Annotated in this window: 15 protein-coding genes; 4 read left to right on the top strand and 11 right to left on the bottom strand. The window is 70.1% G+C overall.

All coding sequences use genetic code 11. The annotated features are described in order from the left end of the window. Window positions 1–81 precede the first annotated feature (81 nt). The gene (locus AC5Y5V_RS23300) at window positions 82–870 is read left to right on the top strand and encodes an alpha/beta hydrolase (RefSeq protein ID WP_499940288.1); all 789 of its coding nucleotides are present in this window, start codon (window positions 82–84) and stop codon (window positions 868–870) included. Window positions 871–982: 112 nt separating this feature from the next. Next, window positions 983–2,680 carry a DEAD/DEAH box helicase gene (locus tag AC5Y5V_RS23295; protein ID WP_499940280.1) on the top strand — a complete coding sequence of 566 codons (1,698 nt, stop codon included), beginning with the start codon at window positions 983–985 and terminating at the stop codon, window positions 2,678–2,680. Here the strand turns inward: AC5Y5V_RS23295 and AC5Y5V_RS23290 are convergent. The 7 genes from AC5Y5V_RS23290 to AC5Y5V_RS23260 all read right to left on the bottom strand — a co-directional run bounded on the left by AC5Y5V_RS23290 (window position 2,666) and on the right by AC5Y5V_RS23260 (window position 13,033). Next, window positions 2,666–5,095 (bottom strand): [protein-PII] uridylyltransferase, encoded by a 2,430-nt coding sequence (locus AC5Y5V_RS23290; RefSeq protein WP_499940279.1) that lies wholly within the window; start codon window positions 5,093–5,095, stop codon window positions 2,666–2,668. The two genes, AC5Y5V_RS23295 and AC5Y5V_RS23290, sit on opposite strands and share 15 nt — an antisense overlap. Before the next feature lie 77 nt (window positions 5,096–5,172). After that, window positions 5,173–5,511, bottom strand: a complete 339-nt coding sequence (glnB, locus tag AC5Y5V_RS23285) for a nitrogen regulatory protein P-II (protein WP_003878721.1) — start codon at window positions 5,509–5,511, stop codon at window positions 5,173–5,175. Further along, entirely contained in the window at window positions 5,508–6,941 is a 1,434-nt protein-coding gene (locus AC5Y5V_RS23280) for an ammonium transporter (RefSeq protein ID WP_499940287.1), read from the bottom strand. The genes glnB and AC5Y5V_RS23280 overlap by 4 nt, the downstream gene beginning before the upstream one ends. A 170-nt stretch (window positions 6,942–7,111) precedes the next feature. Continuing rightward, the gene (gene ftsY / locus AC5Y5V_RS23275; RefSeq protein ID WP_499940278.1) at window positions 7,112–8,470 is read right to left on the bottom strand and encodes a signal recognition particle-docking protein FtsY; all 1,359 of its coding nucleotides are present in this window, start codon (window positions 8,468–8,470) and stop codon (window positions 7,112–7,114) included. A gap of 127 nt (window positions 8,471–8,597) precedes the next feature. After that, window positions 8,598–12,215: a chromosome segregation protein SMC gene (smc, locus tag AC5Y5V_RS23270; RefSeq protein ID WP_499940277.1), complete on the bottom strand. Its 3,618-nt coding sequence runs from the start codon at window positions 12,213–12,215 to the stop codon at window positions 8,598–8,600. Between the two features lie 127 nt (window positions 12,216–12,342). Continuing rightward, window positions 12,343–12,633 carry an acylphosphatase gene (locus tag AC5Y5V_RS23265; RefSeq protein ID WP_499940276.1) on the bottom strand — a complete coding sequence of 97 codons (291 nt, stop codon included), beginning with the start codon at window positions 12,631–12,633 and terminating at the stop codon, window positions 12,343–12,345. Next, window positions 12,620–13,033 carry an OsmC family protein gene (locus AC5Y5V_RS23260; RefSeq protein ID WP_499940275.1) on the bottom strand — a complete coding sequence of 138 codons (414 nt, stop codon included), beginning with the start codon at window positions 13,031–13,033 and terminating at the stop codon, window positions 12,620–12,622. The genes AC5Y5V_RS23265 and AC5Y5V_RS23260 overlap by 14 nt, the downstream gene beginning before the upstream one ends. Window positions 13,034–13,068: 35 nt before the next feature. Between AC5Y5V_RS23260 and AC5Y5V_RS23255 the strand changes: the two genes are divergently transcribed. Continuing rightward, window positions 13,069–13,851: a PIG-L deacetylase family protein gene (locus AC5Y5V_RS23255; protein ID WP_499940274.1), complete on the top strand. Its 783-nt coding sequence runs from the start codon at window positions 13,069–13,071 to the stop codon at window positions 13,849–13,851. Between the two features lie 198 nt (window positions 13,852–14,049). Here AC5Y5V_RS23255 and mutM read toward each other — a convergent pair whose 3' ends face one another. From mutM to sepIVA, 4 genes are all read right to left on the bottom strand, one after another. After that, complete coding sequence (gene mutM, locus AC5Y5V_RS23250; protein WP_499940273.1) at window positions 14,050–14,925, bottom strand: DNA-formamidopyrimidine glycosylase; 876 nt, start codon at window positions 14,923–14,925, stop codon at window positions 14,050–14,052. Window positions 14,926–15,036: 111 nt separating this feature from the next. After that, window positions 15,037–15,759 carry a ribonuclease III gene (gene rnc, locus AC5Y5V_RS23245; protein WP_499940272.1) on the bottom strand — a complete coding sequence of 241 codons (723 nt, stop codon included), beginning with the start codon at window positions 15,757–15,759 and terminating at the stop codon, window positions 15,037–15,039. Beyond that, window positions 15,756–16,355 carry a YceD family protein gene (locus AC5Y5V_RS23240; protein ID WP_499940271.1) on the bottom strand — a complete coding sequence of 200 codons (600 nt, stop codon included), beginning with the start codon at window positions 16,353–16,355 and terminating at the stop codon, window positions 15,756–15,758. Before AC5Y5V_RS23240 ends, rnc begins: the two co-directional genes overlap by 4 nt. Before the next feature lie 353 nt (window positions 16,356–16,708). Continuing rightward, window positions 16,709–17,446: a cell division protein SepIVA gene (sepIVA, locus tag AC5Y5V_RS23235; RefSeq protein ID WP_499940286.1), complete on the bottom strand. Its 738-nt coding sequence runs from the start codon at window positions 17,444–17,446 to the stop codon at window positions 16,709–16,711. Between the two features lie 238 nt (window positions 17,447–17,684). Here sepIVA and AC5Y5V_RS23230 point away from each other — a divergent pair, with 238 nt between their 5' ends. Continuing rightward, on the top strand, window positions 17,685–18,461 hold the full coding sequence (locus tag AC5Y5V_RS23230) for a thioesterase II family protein (RefSeq protein ID WP_499940285.1): 777 nt from the start codon (window positions 17,685–17,687) through the stop codon (window positions 18,459–18,461). Window positions 18,462–18,779: the final 318 nt, after the last annotated feature.

Raw genomic sequence — 18,779 nt, 5'->3', positions numbered from 1 at the left:
GGACACCGCAGCCACCGCAGACTCAACGCAAACGCGCCCGGCCGCCTTGACGACCCGGCGCCGCTGCGTGAGGGTCAGCTCATGCTCGAGGTGATCGACAAGGGGTCCTGCACCGACGCGCATCCGGAGCCGCTGCTGTTCGTCCCCGGCGGCTGGCATGGCGCGTGGTGCTGGAACGACCACTTCCTGGACTTCTTCGCCGCCCGGGGCTACCGCGCGGTCGCGCTGAGCCTGCGCGGGCACGGCGGCAGCCCGACGGCCAAGCCGCTACCCCGCGTTTCGATCACCGACTACATCGACGACGTCCGCAACACGGCCGACGACCTCGGCGGCTCCCCCATCCTGATCGGCCATTCGCTGGGCGGCTTCGTGATCCAGCGCTATCTGGAAAGCCACCACGCGCCGGCCGCTGTGCTGGTCGGCTCGCTGCCACCGCAGGGCGTGCTCGGGGCGGCGCTGCGGGTGTGGCGCAGACGGCCGTCGATGACGATGGAAGCCTGGAACGACCCCACGCTGCTGAAATTCCTGGCCACCCCGGCGCTCACCCGCGAGTACCTGTTCTGCGCCGCCACACCCGAGGCCGTCGTCGACGCGTGCATGCGGCGCGCCGGACCGGAGAGCCTGCGCGCCGCGATGACCGATCCGATGGTCCGCCGCGTCCGGACCCGGCGGGTGAACACGCCGATCCTGGTGCTCGGCGCGGTGCACGACGGCTTCGTCAGCGTCGGCGACGTGCGCAGGACAGCACGCGCCTACGGGACCGAGGCGGAATTCTTCGACATGGGCCACAACATGATGCTCGAACCCGGCTGGGCCGACGTCGCGCAGCGAATCGACGCCTGGTTGCAGACACGCGGTGTGACGAGCTAACGGACGTTCGTTGCTGCGCCGAAAAGCGTTGCCGTGCTACATTTCACAGCCGCAGCCGAACCTGGCTGGCCGCATCGGGAAACCAACGAAACCAACTACGGGGGGAGCTGCGTTGTCGCAAGCGGTCAGCCCCGTGGAGCAGCTGCGCGGCTGGCAGCGTCGCGCGCTCGTGAAGTACCTGGCCGCCCAGCCGCGCGACTTCCTCGCCGTCGCGACCCCGGGGTCCGGCAAGACCACGTTCGCGCTGCGGGTGGCGGCGGAGCTGCTCCGGCAGCGGGCCGTCGAACAGATCACCGTCGTCGTACCCACCGAGCATCTCAAGGTCCAGTGGGCGCAGGCCGCGGGGCGCCACGGCCTGGCGCTGGATCCGCGATTCTCCAACTCGAACGCCCAGACCTCGCCCGAGTATCACGGCGTGATGGTCACCTATGCCCAGGTCGCGTCGCACCCGACGCTGCACCGGGTGCGCACCGAGCGGCGCAACACCCTGGTCATCTTCGACGAGATCCACCACGGCGGCGACGCCAAGACCTGGGGCGACGCCATGCGCGAGGCCTTCAGCGACGCCACCCGCCGACTCGCCTTGACGGGCACGCCGTTTCGCAGCGACGACAGCCCCATCCCGTTTGTGTGCTACGAGCCGGGTCCCGACGGGGTGCGCCGCTCGCAGGCCGACCACACCTACGGCTACGCCGAAGCCCTGGCCGACGGTGTGGTCCGGCCGGTGGTGTTCCTCGCCTACTCCGGGCAGGCGCGCTGGCGCGACAGCGCCGGCGAGGAGCACACCGCGCGGCTGGGTGAGCCGCTGTCGGCCGAACAGACCGCGCGGGCGTGGCGCACGGCGCTGGACCCGGCCGGCGAGTGGATGCCGGCGGTGATCGCGGCGGCCGATCAGCGGCTGACCCAGCTGCGGGCACACGTCCCCGACGCCGGCGGCATGATCATCGCCTCCGACCAGACCGCGGCCCGCGCCTACGCCCGCCTGCTGACCGACCTGACCCACGAGGCGCCGACGCTGGTGCTGTCCGACGACCCCGGATCGTCGTCGCGCATCAGCCGATTCGCCGACGACACCAGCCGCTGGCTGGTCGCGGTGCGGATGGTGTCCGAGGGCGTCGACGTGCCGCGGCTGTCCGTCGGCATCTACGCCACCAGCGCCTCGACGCCGCTGTTCTTCGCGCAGGCGATCGGCCGGTTCGTGCGGTCGCGCCGGCCCGGTGAGACGGCGAGCATCTTCGTGCCGTCGGTGCCCAGCCTGTTGCAGCTGGCCAGCGAACTGGAGGCCCAACGCAACCACGTGCTCGGCGAGCCCCACCGCCAGTCGGAAGACGATCCCCTCCTCGACGATCCGGCCGTCAAGGAACACAACGAGAAGACCGATATGGAGACGGGTTTCACGTCGCTGGGTGCCGACGCGGAACTGGACCAGGTGATTTTCGACGGCTCGTCGTTCGGCACCGCTACCCCGGCCGGCAGCGACGAGGAGGCCGACTACCTCGGCATCCCCGGGCTGCTGGACGCCGAGCAGATGCGCGCCCTGCTGCACCGCCGCCAGGACGAGCAGCTGCAGAAGCGCGCGGCCCAGCCCGGGGCCGCCGCCGTGTTGACCACCCACGGCCAGCTGCGCGAGCTGCGCCGCGAACTCAACGCCCTGGTGTCGGTCGCTCATCACCGCACCGGCAAGCCGCACGGCTGGATCCACAGCGAGCTGCGCCGCCGCTGCGGCGGGCCGCCGATCGCCGCAGCGACCAGCGACCAGCTCAAGGCCCGTATCGAGGCCGTGCGCCAGCTGAACTCAGAGAGCGCCTGAGGGGTCGCCTTCGGCGGCCCCGCCCAGCACGCCCAGCAGGTGCCGGTCCACCGCGGCCCGCTCGGACTCCTCGGGCAGCACCACACAGAACACGTCGCCCGCGGTGGAACCGTATGTGCTGACCTTCGCCCAGACGATGTCGGCTCCCGCGCGCTCCAGTGCCCGGGTGAGCAGGGCCAGCAGGCCGGGGCGGTCGGCGGCGCGGACCTCGACGATCGGCTGACCGGGCGTCGCGGTGTCGAACCACAGGATGCGGGGCGGTGCGGTCGAGCGGGTCACCGGCACGCCCACCTGCACCTCGCCGAAGCGGGTCGCCCCCGCGCCGGCGGCCTCGTTGTCGCGCTTCTCCAGCGCGCCCAGCACGTCGACGTCACCGGCGAGGGCGCCGACGAACTGCTGGCGCAGCAGGTCGGCCGCGGCCGGGGAACCGAAGTGCGGCGACACCACGAACTCGGTGATCGCGACGCCGTCGTAGACGTTCACCGACGCCGAATGCACGCCCAGCGAGTTCAGCGCCAGCACGGCGGCGGCCTTGGACACCAGCCCCCGCTGGTCCGGGGCCACCATGACCACGCGGTACATCCGCTCGGACTCGGCCGGCGCGATCTCGACGTGCACGCCCTTCTCGGCGGCGAGTGAAAGATAGTGCGGCGCAGTCGGATCGGCCTGTGGCAGCGCCTCACCGGCCATCACCAGCTGGCACCGGCGCACCAGGTTGCCGATCAGCCCAGCCTTCCAGTCGCTCCACACCCCAGGCCCGGTGGCCTTGGAGTCCGCCTCCGCCAGGGCATGCAGTAGCTCGAGCAGGACCGCGTCACCGCCCAGCGCCTCCGACACGTACTCGATGGTCTGCGGATCGTTCAGGTCGCTGCGGGTGGCCACCACGGGCAGCAGCAGGTGATAGCGGACCATGTCGGACAGCGTCTGGATGTCCGGCGCCGGCATCCCCAGCCGTTCTCCGATCTGGACGGCCAGCTCAGCCCCCAGCACGCTGTGATCGGCGTTGCGGCCCTTGCCGATGTCGTGCAGCAGCGCGCCCAGCGCCAGCAGGTCCGGTCGCGCCACGTTGGTGGCCAGCGACGCCGCGTTGACCGCGGTCTCGACCAGATGACGGTCCACGGTCCACTTGTGCGCGACATCGCGGGGCGGCAGGTCGCGGATCGCGCCCCACTCGGGCAGCAGCTGGCCCCACAGCCCCCTCCTGTCGAGCGCCTCGATGGTGCCCACGGCGTTGGGCCCGGCGCTGAGCACCACGAGAAAGTCGTCGAGCGCCTGGCGCGGCCACGGCGGCTCCAATTCGGGCGCGCTGTTGGCCAGGTGCGACAACGTGGCGGTCGCGATCGGCAACCCGGTGGACGCCGACGCCGCGGCCACCCGCAGCACCAGCGCGGGGTCGCTGTCCGGCTTCGCGTCGCGGGCCAGCACGATCTCGCCGGCGAACTCGACCACACCCTCGTCCAGCGGCCGCCGCTTCGGCCGGCGCATCAGCGCCGAGACGCCGCGGCGCGGCAAGGCGTTGACCGCGGTCCGCAGACCGGCTTCGGACTCGTAGCTGATGGTGCGGGCCGCGTGCGACACCATCCGGGACAGGTCGAAGCGGTCGCCGTAGTGCAGCGCCGCGCTGATGTCGTCGGCGAACTGGGCCAGCAGGATGTCGCCCCCGCGGCGCGACACCCGGTGCAGCTCGGTGCGCACGTTGAGCAGCGTCAGGTAGGCGTCGTCCAGCGCCCCGGCCGGGGTGTCGGGATTATGCACACCGCGGCGGTCGACCAGTTGGGCCACCGCCAGCGCGTCCAGCAGGTGGACGTCGCGCAGGCCGCCGCGCCCCAGCTTCAGGTCGGGCTCGGCGCGGTGGGCGATCCGGAAGCACCGCGCCCAGCGGGCCTGCGTCATCTCGACGAGCTCGTCCATCCGGGACCGGATCCCGCTGCGCCACTGCCGTCGCACCCCGGCGATCAAGTCCGCCGACAACGTCTCCTCGCCGGCGATGTGGCGGGCGTCCAGCATGCCCATCGCGGCGGTCAGGTCGGCGTTGGCGGTGCTCAGCGCCTCGCCGACGGTACGCACGCTGTGGTCCAGCCGAATGTTGGCGTCCCACAGCGGATACCACAGCTTGTCGGCCACCTCGCCCAGCGCGTCGCCGCGTTTGCCGTCGTGCACCAGGATCAGGTCCAGGTCCGAGTGCGGCAGCAGCTCCCGACGGCCCAGGCCGCCGATCCCGACGATCGCGAAGCCGCTGCCGTCGGTGATGCCGATCTCGGCCGCCTTGGCGGTCAGCCAGGACTCGTGCAGCTCGAGCAGCGCCTGTCGCAGCTCGGCCGAATCCAGGTCATGGTGTCCGTCTGCGAGCAGCTCCCGTCGGGCGGCAGCTAGATCGCTTGCCGCACAAGAACTTCCGGTTACGTCGGCCTCCAATCAACGAGCGGCGCGGGCCGGGGGAAATCATCCCGGCCCGCGCTCGTCCTCACTAGGTCAGATCAGGGCGGACCCGATCAGAGAGCGTCGGTCCCGCGCTCGCCGGTACGGACGCGCACGATCGTCTCGACCGGGCTGACCCAGACCTTGCCGTCGCCGATCTTGCCGGTACGGGCGGCCCGGACGATGCTGTCCACGACCTTGTCGACGATCGAGTCGTCGACGACGACCTCGATGCGCACCTTCGGCACGAAGTCGACCGAGTACTCGGCACCCCGGTAGACCTCCGTGTGCCCCTTCTGCCGTCCGTAACCCTGGATCTCGCTGACCGTCATGCCCAAGACGCCGGCGTCTTCGAGGCTGGTCTTGACGTCATCAAGGGTGAACGGCTTCACGATCGCGGTGATCAGCTTCATGCGTGTTTTGCCTCCACTTTCTCAGCGACCACAGTTTCCTCCATCCCGTTGGAGCTGTCCGGCAAGCTCGCCCGAGGTAGCACCGAACCGCTCGCGACTGCGAAATCGTAGCCGCTCTCCGCGTGTTCGGCCTCGTCGATACCCGTCGACTCGGCCTCAACGTCAAGCCGCAGCCCAATCGTGTACTTCAGGATGAGGGCCAGGATAAGGGTAACGACGCCGGAGTAGACCAGAACACTGCCCGCACCGATCGCCTGGCGACCCAACTGGTCCCAGCCCCCGTCGTAGAACAGCCCCTTCGACACGCCCGTCACGCCGTTGATGGCCGTGGACTCCGGGGCGGCCACCAGACCGACCATGAGGGTGCCCGCGATACCGCCGACGAGGTGCACGCCGACCACGTCGAGCGAGTCGTCGAAGCCGAATTTGAACTTCAGTCCGACCGCCAGCGCGCACAGCACGCCGGCGACCGTGCCGATCGCCAATGCGCCCACGACGTTGACCGACGAGCACGACGGCGTGATGGCGACCAGTCCGGCCACGATGCCCGACGCCGCGCCCAGCGTCGTCGCGTGTCCGTCGCGGATGCGCTCGGTCAGCAGCCAGGCGAGCATGGCCGCCGCGGTGGCGATGGTGGTGGTCATGAATGTCGACCCGGCCGCGCCGTTGGACGTCAGCGCCGACCCGGCGTTGAAGCCGTACCAGCCGAACCACAGCAATCCGGCGCCCAGCATCACGAACGGCAGGTTGTGCGGGCGGAACAACGTCGTCGGCCAGCCCTTGCGCTTGCCCAGGACGATAGCCAGCACCAGACCGGCCACACCGGCATTGATATGGACCGCCGTTCCGCCGGCGAAGTCGATCGCGTGCAGCTTGTTGTTGATCCAGCCGCCCTTCTCCGCCGAGTAGCCGTTGGCCGCGAAGACCCAGTGTGCGATCGGGAAGTAGACCAGCGTCGCCCACAGCCCGGAGAACACCACCCAGGCGCTGAACTTCAGCCGGTCGGCCACCGCGCCGGAGATCAGCGCGACGGTGATGATCGCGAACATCAGCTGGAACGCTACGAATACGGTGGCCGGCAACGCGTCCGGTGGGGTACCCACCAGGGCGATGTCCGTCGCCGCGACGGGCGGTTTCGCGGTGGGATCCGCGGGCACCGCGTTGCCGCCGATCAGTTGCTTCAGGCCGAAGAACTGCAGCGGGTCACCGACGATGTTGGCCTTGTCATTGCCGAATGCCATCGAATAGCCGTACAGCACCCACAGCACAGTCACGACACCCATCGAACTGATGCTCATCATGATCATGTTGAGCACACTTCTGGCGCGCACCATGCCGCCGTAGAAGAACGCCAGGCCTGGCGTCATCAACAGCACCATTGCGGAACTCGCCAGCATCCAGGCGGTATCGCCGCTGTTGGGCTGGCCCATTAACGGGAAACTCACTCGCTCTCACCTCCGGTCGGCCCCAAGAACGGCCGTCAGACACGTGCCTGATGACCTGACCAGAACCATGCGTAATGGTTGTTTCCGCATTGGGGCCACCGTGTTTCGGCGGTATTAACGTCGACCCGACGTGGAGTGGATCAGCCCGGCATCGATCAGCCCAGCAGCGCGTCGACGAACGCGGCGGGCTCGAAAGGCGCCAGATCGTCGGGGCCCTCGCCGAGCCCGACCAGCTTGACCGGCACCCCGAGTTCCTGCTGGACGCGGAATACGATGCCGCCCTTGGCCGTTCCGTCGAGCTTGGTCAGGACGGCGCCGGTGATGTCGACGACCTCGGCGAACACCCGGGCCTGCGCCAGCCCGTTCTGGCCGATCGTGGCGTCGAGCACCAGCAACACCTCGTCGACCGCGGCGCGACGGGTTACGACGCGCTTGACCTTGCCGAGTTCGTCCATCAGTCCGACCTTGGTGTGCAACCGCCCGGCGGTGTCGATGACGACGACGTCGGCGCCCGCCGCGATGCCCTTGTCCACGGCGTCGAACGCCACCGACGCGGGATCGGCGCCTTCCGCGCCGGCCACCACCTCCGCGCCCACCCGGGACGCCCAGGTCTTCAGCTGCTCGGCCGCGGCGGCGCGGAACGTGTCGGCGGCGCCCAGCACGACGCGCCGCCCGTCGGCCACCAGCACCCGCGCCAGCTTGCCGACGGTGGTGGTCTTGCCGGTGCCGTTGACCCCCACCACCAGCAGCACCGAGGGATGGTCGGCGTGCGGCAGCGCCCGGATGGAGCGGTCCATCCCCGGCTGCAGCTCCTTGATCAGCACGTCGCGCAGGACGGCGCGGGCGTCGGCCTCGGTGCGCACATTGGCGCTGGCCAGCCGGCTGCGCAGCTGCGATACCACGGATTCGGTGACCACCGGGCCCAGGTCGGCGACCAGCAGGGTGTCCTCGACGTCCTGCCACGAATCCTCGTCCAGGTCGCCGCCGCCGATCAGGCCCAGCACGCTGCGGCCCAGGGCGTTCTGCGACTTCGCCAGGCGTCCGCGCAGGCGCTCCAGCCGGCCTTCGGCCGGTGCGATGGCCTCGATCTCGGGCGCGGGCGGCTCGAGGACATCCGCGGGCGGCTCGAGGACATCGAGGATCTCGAAACCCTCGGGAGCCGCGTCGACGTCGGGCGGCGGCGCTTCGGCTTCGGGCGACGGCGCCTTGGCCTCGGGCTCGAACTCCGGCAGCAGGACGTCGGAGATGGGGCGCTTGGGGGCGTCGCGCGGGATGGTCGCGTCGTCGCCGACGGCGGGCAGACCGTCGGTGTCGATCTTCTCGATGGTCGGGGTCTGGCTGAACGTGATGCCGGAGGACGCCGTGTATCCGCCCGACCTGTCGATCTTGTCCGGCTCCGGCCGCGGTGCCAGGCTGATCTGCCGGCGCCGGTAGCGCACCAGGCCGAAGACCAGCGCGGCGATGATGATCAGGGCGGCGGCGACCGCTATCGCGATCCACAGACCTTCCGACACGCTCGCAATCCTTCCAGCCGGGGGTCATCCGGCGCTCTTCGGGTTGGGGCCATCCCCAGGCTTCGACCCCGCGTTCAGGGCGCGACCGATTGAGTCTGACGGCTGAAACGACGCCGCCAACGCAGCCTCAGGTAGCGCTGGACGCCAGCTGCTCCACCTGCTGACCGCGCATCCGCTGCGAGATCACCGTGGTGATGCCGTCGCCCTGCATGGTCACGCCGTACAGCGCGTCGGCGACCTCCATCGTCGGCTTCTGGTGGGTGATGATGATCAGCTGCGAATGCGTCCTCAGCTGCTCGAACAGGCCGATCAGCCGACGCAGGTTCATGTCGTCGAGGGCGGCCTCCACCTCATCCATGATGTAGAACGGCGACGGCCGGGCCCGGAAGATCGCGACCAGCATCGCCACCGCCGTCAGCGCCTTCTCGCCGCCGGACAGCAGCGACAGCCGGGTGACCTTCTTACCCGGCGGTCGCGCCTCGACCTCGATACCGGTGGTGAGCATGTCGTCGGGCTGGGTGAGCCGCAACCGGCCCTCCCCGCCGGGGAACAGCGAGGTGAACACCGTCCGGAATTCCCGCTCCACGTCGACGAACGCGTCGCTGAACACCTGCAGGATGCGCGCGTCGACGTCGGCGACAACGTCCAGCAGGTCCTTGCGGGCGGCCTTGACGTCCTCGAGCTGGGTGGACAGGAAGTTATAGCGCTCCTCCAGCGCGGCGAACTCCTCGAGCGCCAGCGGATTGACCCGGCCCAGCTCGGCCAGCTCCCGCTCGGCACGCTTGGCCCGCCGCTCCTGGGTGGGCCGGTCGTACGGCATCGGGGCGGGGGCGACCACCTGCTCGCCCCGCTCGCGGGCCTGCTCGAATTCGGCCATCTCCTGATCGGTCGGCGGCAGCGCGACGTGCGGGCCGTACTCGGCGATCAGGTCGTCGGGCGCCATCCCGAACTGTTCGAGCACCATGTGCTCCAGCTGCTCGATGCGCAGCGCGGCCTGGGCGTTGGCCACCTCGTCGCGATGCAGCGAGTCGGTGAGCTTGGCCACCCGCGCGTTCAGCGTGTTCACCTCGCCGCGGACCGCCACCAGCGCCGACGACCGCTGCTGACGTTCGGCGCTCAGCGCGTCGCGCATCGCCGACGCGGCCTGCACCACGTGGTTCAGCCGCTCCGCCAGCAGCCGGCCGGACTCGGCGACGGCCGCGGCCACGGCCGCCGCCCGCAGCCGCGCCGCATGCGCCTGCTGCGCCCGCCAGCGCGCCTCGCGTTCGGCGACGGCGGCCCGGCGCAGCGAAGCCGCCCGCCCGCGGACCGCGCTGGCGCGTTCTTCTGCCGTGCGCACCGCCAACCGGGCCTCGACTTCGACCCCGCGGGCGGATTCGGCGGCGGCGGCGATCTCCTGCCGCGCCGCAGCGGGGCCGGGCCCGGCCTCGTGCACCTGCTGGGTCGCTTCGGCGTTGCGCAGCCGCGTCTCGAGCCCGACGGCCTCCTCGAGGGTCTGCGCCCGCGCCGCCTCCAATTCCTCGCGCTGCCGCAGCAGCCTGCTCTCCTCCTCGTCGGCCGAGCGCGCGTCCTGCCCCAGCCGCCCCAGCTGCTCGTACATCGCCGAGATGGTGGTGTCGGACTCGTTGAGCGCGGCCAGCGCCTGCTCGGCGGAATTCTGCCGGGCGGTCTGCTCCGTCAACGCGCCCGACAGCGCCGCGCTCAGTTCCGCCACCCGGGCCTCCGCGGCGGACAGTTCACCGCTGGCCTTGTCGATCTCCGAGGTGACCTCGAGCGTGGACAGCTTGCGGTCCGAACCGCCGCTCACCCAGCCGGCACCCACCAGGTCGCCGTCGACCGTGACCGCGCGCAGCCGCGGCCGGACCGCCACCAGGTCCAGCGCTTGGCCCAGGTCGGCGACCACCGCGACGCCGGACAGCATCGCCACCATCGCGCCGCGCAGCCGCGGCGGTGCTTCGATCAGGTCCAGCGCCCACGCCGCGCCGCCGGGCAGGTCGCCGGCGGGTCGCTCGTCGGCCGACTCGGGGGCCGGCCAGTCGCCCAGCACCAGCGCCGCGCGGCCCGCGTCGGCGTCCTTGAGCGCGGCGACCGCCTGACGGGCCGCGCCCAGGCTGTCGGCGGCCAGGGCGTCGGCCGCCGATCCGAGTACCGCGGCCAGCGCCGCCTCATAGCCCGAGCGGACCTTCACCAGCTTGGCAATCGGGCCGAAAATTCCTGTGCCGCTGTGATTCTGGACAAGCCAGGCCGCGCCGTCCTTACGCTCCAGCCCCACCGAGAGCGCGTCGATGCGGGCCCGCAGCGAGGCCACCTCGCGCTCGGCGGCCCGTTCGGCGGACTGCAGTTCGGCGACGCGTTCGTCGGCCAACCTCAGTGCGGCGACGGTCCGCTCGTGGTGGTCGTCCAGGCCGGCCTCGCCCTGGTCCAGCTCGCCGACCCGACCCTGCACGGTTTCGAACTCCGCCCGGGTCTGCTGCGCGCGGGCAGCGGCGCCCTCGATGCGCTCGGACAGCTGCGCGACGCTGTGGTCGATCGATTCGACGCGCGCCCGCATGGTTTCGGCCTGACCGGCCAGCCGGGCCAGCCCCTCGCGTCGGTCCGCCTCGGCCCGGACCGCAGCCAGATGGGCGCGGTCGGCTTCCGCGGCGCGGGCCTCACGATCGGCGAGCTCGGCGCGGGCGACGTCCAGTCGTTCGCAGGCGGCGGCCAGCTCCGCGAGCAGCTGCTGCTCGGCGATCTCTACCTGCTGGGCCTCGGCTTCCAGGGCGTCCGGGTCGGTGTCGCCGCTGGTCACCGGCTCGACGTCCAGATGCTGGGCGCGTTCGCTGGCGATGCGCACCGTGGCGCCCACCCGCTCGGCCAGCGCCGACAGCCCGAACCAGGTGTGTTGCACGGACTCCGCCCGTTCGGACAGCTGGGCGAGCACGCCTTCGTGGGCGGCCAGCTCCCCCGACGCCACCGCCAGCCGGGCGGCGACCTCCTCGTGCTCGCGCCGCATCGCTTCCTCGGCCTCGAAGATCGCGTCCCGCTCCGTCTGCCGGCTGACCAGATCGTCGGCGGCCAGCCGAAGCCGGGCGTCGCGCAGGTCGGCCTGAATGGTCTGGGCGCGCCGGGCGACTTCCGCCTGCCGGCCCAACGGCTTGAGCTGGCGCCGCAGCTCGGTGGTCAGGTCGGTGAGCCGGGCCAGGTTCGCGGCCATCGCGTCGAGCTTGCGCAGCGCCTTTTCCTTGCGCTTGCGGTGCTTGAGCACGCCGGCGGCCTCTTCGATGAACGCCCGGCGGTCCTCGGGCCGCGACTGCAGGATTTCGTCCAGCTTGCCCTGCCCCACGATCACGTGCATCTCGCGGCCGATACCCGAGTCGCTCAGCAGCTCCTGGACATCCATCAAACGGCAACTGCTGCCATTAATTTCGTATTCACTGGCGCCGTCGCGGAACATTCGCCGGGTGATCGACACCTCGGAGTAGTCGATCGGCAGCGCGTTGTCGGAGTTGTCGATGGTGACGGTGACCTCGGCGCGGCCCAGCGGGGCGCGGGACGACGTGCCGGCGAAGATGACGTCCTCCATCTTGCCGCCGCGCAGCGTCTTCGCGCCCTGCTCCCCCATCACCCACGTCAGGGCGTCGACCACGTTGGACTTGCCGGAACCGTTGGGCCCGACGACGGCCGTGATGCCCGGTTCGAAGCGCAGAGTCGTCGACGACGCGAAGGATTTGAAGCCCTTCAGCGTCAGACTCTTGAGGTACACGACCCGCCAGACTACAGATCGAAATCCACGGTCCAGCTTTCTCGGCCGGTGTCGCTGCGCCCTAAAATCTTTGCCCCGACACTCTGGTCACGGGTGCCACACGCGTCACTGCCGGACCCCACCGCACCTAGCGCTCGACGAACCCGGTGAACTGCTCCTGCGGCTGCGACCAGTCGGCGACGACCTTGTCGACCTGGCCGGGCGTGCCGCCGCCCCGCAGCAGTTCCAATAGCCGCTCGCCGCCCGCGCGTGGCCCCTGGGCGACCACCAGCACCCGGCCGTCGGCCTGGTTGGCGGCGTAGCCGGTCAGCCCCTGCTCCAGCGCCCGGCACCGGGTCCACCAGCGGAAACCCACCCCCTGGACGTAGCCGTGCACCCAGGCGGTGAGCCGGACGTCACGCTCGTCAGCCGGAGACATCTTTGACCTCGAACGTCACGGTGGTTCCTGCCTTGAGCGTGCGCCCCACGGTGCACACCAGGTCGATGGCGCGCTCGACGACCACCAGCAGCCGCTCCCGCTCCTGCGCCGACAACCCCGACATGTCCAGCTCCAGGGTCTCGGCCAGCAGCGGATACACCTCCCGATCGCGGTCGGCCGGGCCGGACACCCGCACCACCGCGCGATAGTCCTCACCGAGGCGATGGGCCAGCGGTTGGTCGCTGGACATCCCGCTGCACGCGGCCAGCGCGATCTTGAGCAGCTCGCCGGGAGTGAACACGCCCTCGACGTCCTCGGAGCCCACCAGCACCTGCGCACCCCGCGAGCTGTGCCCCGTATAGCGGCGTGTCCCGGTCCTTTCGACCCACAGTTCCGTCATGTGTCCCTTTCTACCCGGCAGGCATACTGCACTACATGGCCACCGTCGTCGCGCTGCATGCCCATCCGGACGACGAGGTGGTCCTCACCGGCGGCACGCTGGCACGGGCCGCGGCGGCCGGACACCGCGTGGTGCTCATCACCGCGACCGACGGCCGAGTGAGCAACGACGAAGACGGCGGCAGGCTGGACGAATTGCGTTGCAGCGCGGACATACTCGGGGTACACCGGGTCGAGTGCCTAGGGTATGCGGACAGCGGCTTCGGCCCCGAGTTCTACCCTGATCCGCCCGGCCGGATCAGGTTCGGCAGAGCCAATCCGGACGAGGCCGCGCGGCGGGTCGCCGAGATACTTCGCGAAGAGAACGCGGATCTGCTGCTCAGCTACCAAAGCAACGGCGGCTACGGCCACCGCGACCATGTGCAGGTGCACCACGTCGGCGCCCGCGCCGCCGAGCGCGCGGCCACCCCGAGGGTGCTCGAGGCCACGATGCCGCGCGAGTTGCTGAGTCGCATAGGCGCATTCGCTCGGCTGTTGCGGCTACCGGCACCGTACGAGCCCGACGTCGTGCGCACCGCGTACGCCCCGCGGGCCACGATCACCCACCGCATCGACGTCTTCGGGTTCGCGCGCCAGAAGCGCGACGCGTTCGCCGCTCATCGCTCGCAAATCGACGGATCCGGCTCGGCCGCACGCTGGTTCGAGCTCCTGCTGCGGCTGCCGCCCCAGGTGTTCGGAGTGCTGTTCCCCCGCGAGTGGTTCGTCGATCCGGCGTTGCCCGCCGGGGCACCGACTCTGCGCCACGACATCTTCGACTGACTTTCCGGGCCCTTTCCCGCGCCATTCCCACGCCGTTCCCGCGCCGAATGTCGGGTTCATGCACGCAAGCCTGGGCCTTTCATCCATAACCCCCAACACTCGACGCGAGATTGCGGGCGGCGCGCGCCTCGACCGTGGCGGTTATGCACGGATTTCGGCGACGCCAGGCGTGTAATAACCCAACACGCGGCGGAAGATTTACCGGCGCGGCCGCGGCTGACACCTCGGGCAGTAGAACGACGAGCGGTTCATGAACTTTTCGCGGCGCATCACCGCGCCGCACCGCCGGCAGCTTTCGCCTTCCCGGCCGTAGGCATCCAGCGAACGGTCGAAGTACCCCGACTCGCCGTTGACGTTGACATAGAGCGAATCGAACGACGTCCCGCCCTTGGCCAGCGCCTCGCGCATCACCTCGGTGGCCGCGTCGAGCACGTCGGCCAACTGCCGTCGGGTCAGCGAGGCCGCCACCCGCGCGCCGTGCACCTTGGCCCGCCACAGCGCCTCGTCGGCGTAGATGTTGCCGATGCCGGAGACGACGGTCTGATCCAGCAACTGGCGCTTGAGTTCGGAATGCTTGCGCCGTAACACCTTTACTACGGCGTCGGCGTCGAACCGGGGGTCCAGCGGGTCACGGGCCAGGTGTGCGACGGGTATCGGCACGACGCTGCCGTCGACGGTGACCAGGTCGGCCAGCAGCCAGCCCCCAAAGGTCCGCTGGTCGGCGAAGCTCAGCACGGTCCCGTCGTCGAGCAGCGCGGAGATCCGGACGTGGTCGGTCCGCGGGACCGTCCCCAGCAGCATCTGCCCGCTCATGCCCAGGTGCACGACGAGCGCCGTGTCCGGCGCCGCGGCCGGGGCCGGGTCGGGCGTGTCCAGCAGCAGCCACAGGTACTTGCCGCGGCGATCGGTGCCGTTGATCCGCGCGCCGAGCAGCCGCGCCGTCAGGTCGGCGGGACCGGCCTCGTGGCGGCGCACTGCGCGCGGATGGTGCACCCGGACCGCGGTGATCGTCTTGCCGGCCACGTGGGTTTGCAGGCCACGGCGCACCACCTCGACCTCGGGTAGTTCGGGCATCTAGTGATGATCGCAAGCGCGGCGAAGCCGGGCACAGCGGGTCATCACCATCAGAAACTGATGATCGCAAGCGCGGCGAAGCCGGGCACAGCGGGTCATCACCATCAGAAATCAGACCGAGGTTTTTCCCGCGGGGTCGACGACGTCCAGCGATTCCAGCGCGTTCCAGGCCGCCGACGCCGCCTTCTGCTCGGCTTCCTTCTTTGAGCGGCCGACGCCGGTTCCGTACTCGGTCTCCATCACAACGACCACGGCGGTGAACTCCTTGTCGTGGTCGGGGCCGGTGGAGCTGACCACATAGGACGGCGCGCCCAGGCTGCGCGCCGCGGTCAGCTCCTGCAGGCTGGTCTTCCAGTCCAGCCCGGCGCCCAGCGTGGGCGCGGCGTCCAGCAACGGCCCGAACAACCGCAGGATCGCCTCCCGGGCGACCTCGATGCCGTGGTGCAGGTAGATCGCACCCAGCAGTGATTCCATCCCGTCGGCAAGGATGCTGGACTTGTCGGCGCCGCCGGTGTTCGCCTCGCCGCGTCCCAGCAGCATGTGCGCGCCGAGCCCGTCCCCGGACAGCTTGCGCGCGACGTCGGCCAGCGCCTGGGTGTTGACCACGCTGGCCCGCAGCTTGGCGAGGTCCCCTTCGGAACGATCGGGATGACGGTGGTAGAGCTCGTCGGTGATGGTCAGTCCCAGCACGGCGTCGCCGAGGAACTCGAGCCGCTCGTTGGTCGGCAGACCACCATGCTCGTAGGCGTAGCTGCGGTGGGTCAGCGACAGCGTCACCAGGTCTTCGGGCAGTTCGACACCCAGCGCGTCCAGCAGATCCTGTCGCGACGTCACGGCTCGCCCCGCCCGGTCTCGGGGGCCGCCGGGGTCTCGGGGGCCACCATCCCCGCCAGCTTCGCCCACCGCGGGTCGATGCGGTCATGCTGATGGCCGGGCTCTGACGCCAGCGCGACCCCGCACTCCGGGCACAGCCCGGGGCAGTCGGGCCGGCACAACGGCGAAAACGGCAGTTCCAGCCCGACGGCGTCGATGATCGGCTGTTCGAGGTCGATCGTCTGGTCGACCACGTGGCCCACCTCGTCTTCCTCCGTGGTCGCCTCGGTGGCGCTGTCGGGGTAGGCGAAGAGTTCGGTCAACCCGACCTGCACGTTTCCCCGCAGCGGGGTCAGGCAGCGGGCGCATTCGCCGACCGTCGGGGCGGACACCGTTCCGGTGACCAGCACCCCCTCGGACACCGACTCGATCCGCAGGTCCAGCGCCAGCGGGGCATCGCGCTCGATCGCGATCAGTTCCACCCCGATGCGGACGGGGCTGGGAATGGTGTCGCGGAGGGTGACCATCGCTCCCGGGCGGCGGCCCAGGCGCGCGATATCGATCACCATCGGCGACGTCGGATGCCGGTGTGCCGTGGTGCTGTGGTGCCGCGCCATAGGGCAGATCCTACGGCGCTCGTCCCGCAGCGCCAGCGGCGATCGCGAGCGCGGCGGAGCCGGGCGAAGCGGGTCGCCGCCATCGGGACTTAGCGATCGCGAGCGCGGCGGAGCCGGGCGAAGCGGGTCGCCGCCATCGGGACTTGGCGATCGCGAGCGCGGCGGAGCCGGGCGAAGCGGGTCGCCGCCATCGGGACTTGGCGATCGCGAGCGCGGCGGAGCCGGGCGAAGCGGGTCGCCGCCATCGGGACTTAGCGATCGCGAGCGCGGCGGAGCCGGGCGAAGCGGGTTGCCGCCATCGGGACTTAGCGATGGCGAGCGCGGCGGAGCCGGGCCATCAGGACCCAGGGGCGTTACCGCGTGGCGTAGTCGTGGGTCCCGGCCGCCGTGCGGAGCTGGTGGCGGCCGCGGCTGACAGAACGGATGGTGCCGTTGAGGAATTCCTCGAACTCGGCCAGCTTGTTGTCGACGTAGACGTCGCATTCGCCGCGCAGGCGGTCCGCCTCGGCGTGCGCCGTGTCGATGAGCCGGGTGGCCTCGAGGTTGGCCGTCTGCACCACCTCGTTCTGCGACACCAGTCGCTGCTGCTCCTTGATGCCCTCCTGGACGGCCTTCTCATAGGAGATGTTGCCGTTCTCGATCAGCCGGTCGGCCTCGGCCTTGGCGCGGCTGACGGCGGCCTCGTATTCGCGTTTCGCCGCGGCTGCCAGGCGGATCGACTCCTCGCGGGCCTCACCGACCATCCGCTCGCTGTGCTGGCGCGCCTCGGCCACCATCCGGTCGGCCTGGGATTTCGCGTCCGAAAGGATGCGGTCCGCCTCCGCGCGGGCGTGGTTGATCATCGATTCCGACTCGGTGGTCGCCGTGGACACCATGGAGTCGGCGTGCGTCTTGGCGTCGTGCAGCAGCGAATCGCGCGCGTCGAGCACGTCCTGGGCGTCGTCCAGCTCGGCGGGAATCGCGTCCTTGATGTCGTCGATCAGCTCGAGGACATCGCCGCGGGGCACCACGCAGCCCGCCGTCATCGGCACGCCGCGCGCTTCTTCCACAATGGCGCCCAGTTCATCGAGCGCTTCAAAGACTCGGTACACGGCCATACCCTCCTGGCATTTTGCAAGATCCTGTTGTTACCAGTGTGCCCGGTGTTACCTCTGTGACTGTGGTGGCGAGGCCGGTGTGTCGGCCTTTTGTATTTCCGCAGGCAAACCCCGCGCGGCACCGCTACAGCGTATCCCCGGGCACCGACGCGGGCGCGCCGGCGGCAGGCCCCTGTGGCAGGAGGCCACCCGTATTGCCGGTTCCATTGGCCGTCCGGTATCGACACGGGCGTTGCGCCGGCCACGGTATGCTGTCGCGGTGAACGGTCGCTCAAACAACGGAAATAGCGACGAAAAGCCAGCCGCTCCCACGTTGTATATATTTCCGCACGCCGGTGGTACGGCGAATTTCTATGTGCCATTTTCCCGAGAATTCTCCACCGATGTAAAACGCATCGCGGTCCAGTATCCGGGCCAGCGCGACGGGTACGGGTTGCCGCCGCTGGCCAGCATCCCCGGCCTCGCCGACGAGATCTTCGAGATGATGAAGCCGTCGGCCCGGGCCGAGGACCCGGTCGCCTTCTTCGGCCACAGCATGGGCGGCCTGCTGGCCTTCGAGGTAGCGCTGAGGTTCCAGGCCGCCGGGCATCGGCTCGTGGCGCTGTTCCTGTCGGCCTGCTCGGCTCCGGGGCACATCAGATATAAGCAAATCCAGGGCTTCTCCGATAACGACATGCTGGACCTGGTCGCGAAAATGACCGGCACCAATCCGGATTTCTTCGCGGACGAGGAATTCCGGGTTGGAGTGCTGCCAACATTGCGAGCAGCCCGCGCCATTGCCGGCTATAACTGCCCGCCGGAGACGACGGTATCGTGCCCGATTTATGCGTTCATCGGGGACAAGGACTGGATTGCGACCCGAGACGACATGGCACCGTGGCGTGAGCGGACGACGGATGATTTCGCGATCCGTGTGTTTCCCGGCGACCATTTCTATATCAACAATAATTTGTCGGAGCTGGTCCGAGACATCGAAGACAGAACCCTCGAATTGTGGACTCGAGCGTAGCTGCGCGGTGACCCCGCGCCGGCCGGCGAGAGGTTGCAACCGCGCCGCGCGCGCCCGCTAGGTTGCTTCCGGCTCGTCGTCCGACGCGCCACGGGCAACTCCCGGATTGCTTGCCGCCGGCCATCCGGCGGTGCCCGCGGCCCCGGCCCGGGTAGATGGGCGCAGGTACACAACGGCCCATTACGTCCATACCGGGCGCGTCGCAGGCCGAGAGGCTGTGAGTCTCATCACAACGGCACGCTGGTGCCAAAAATCTCGACAACGGCGCTGCCCAGAGCACGTGCGGCGGCCGCCCGTCGGGGACCGGGCACCGTCGTA

It is taken from the genome of Mycobacterium sp. NGS68 (genome assembly GCF_059812195.1).
This window is presented reverse-complemented; position numbering and strand designations above follow the sequence as displayed.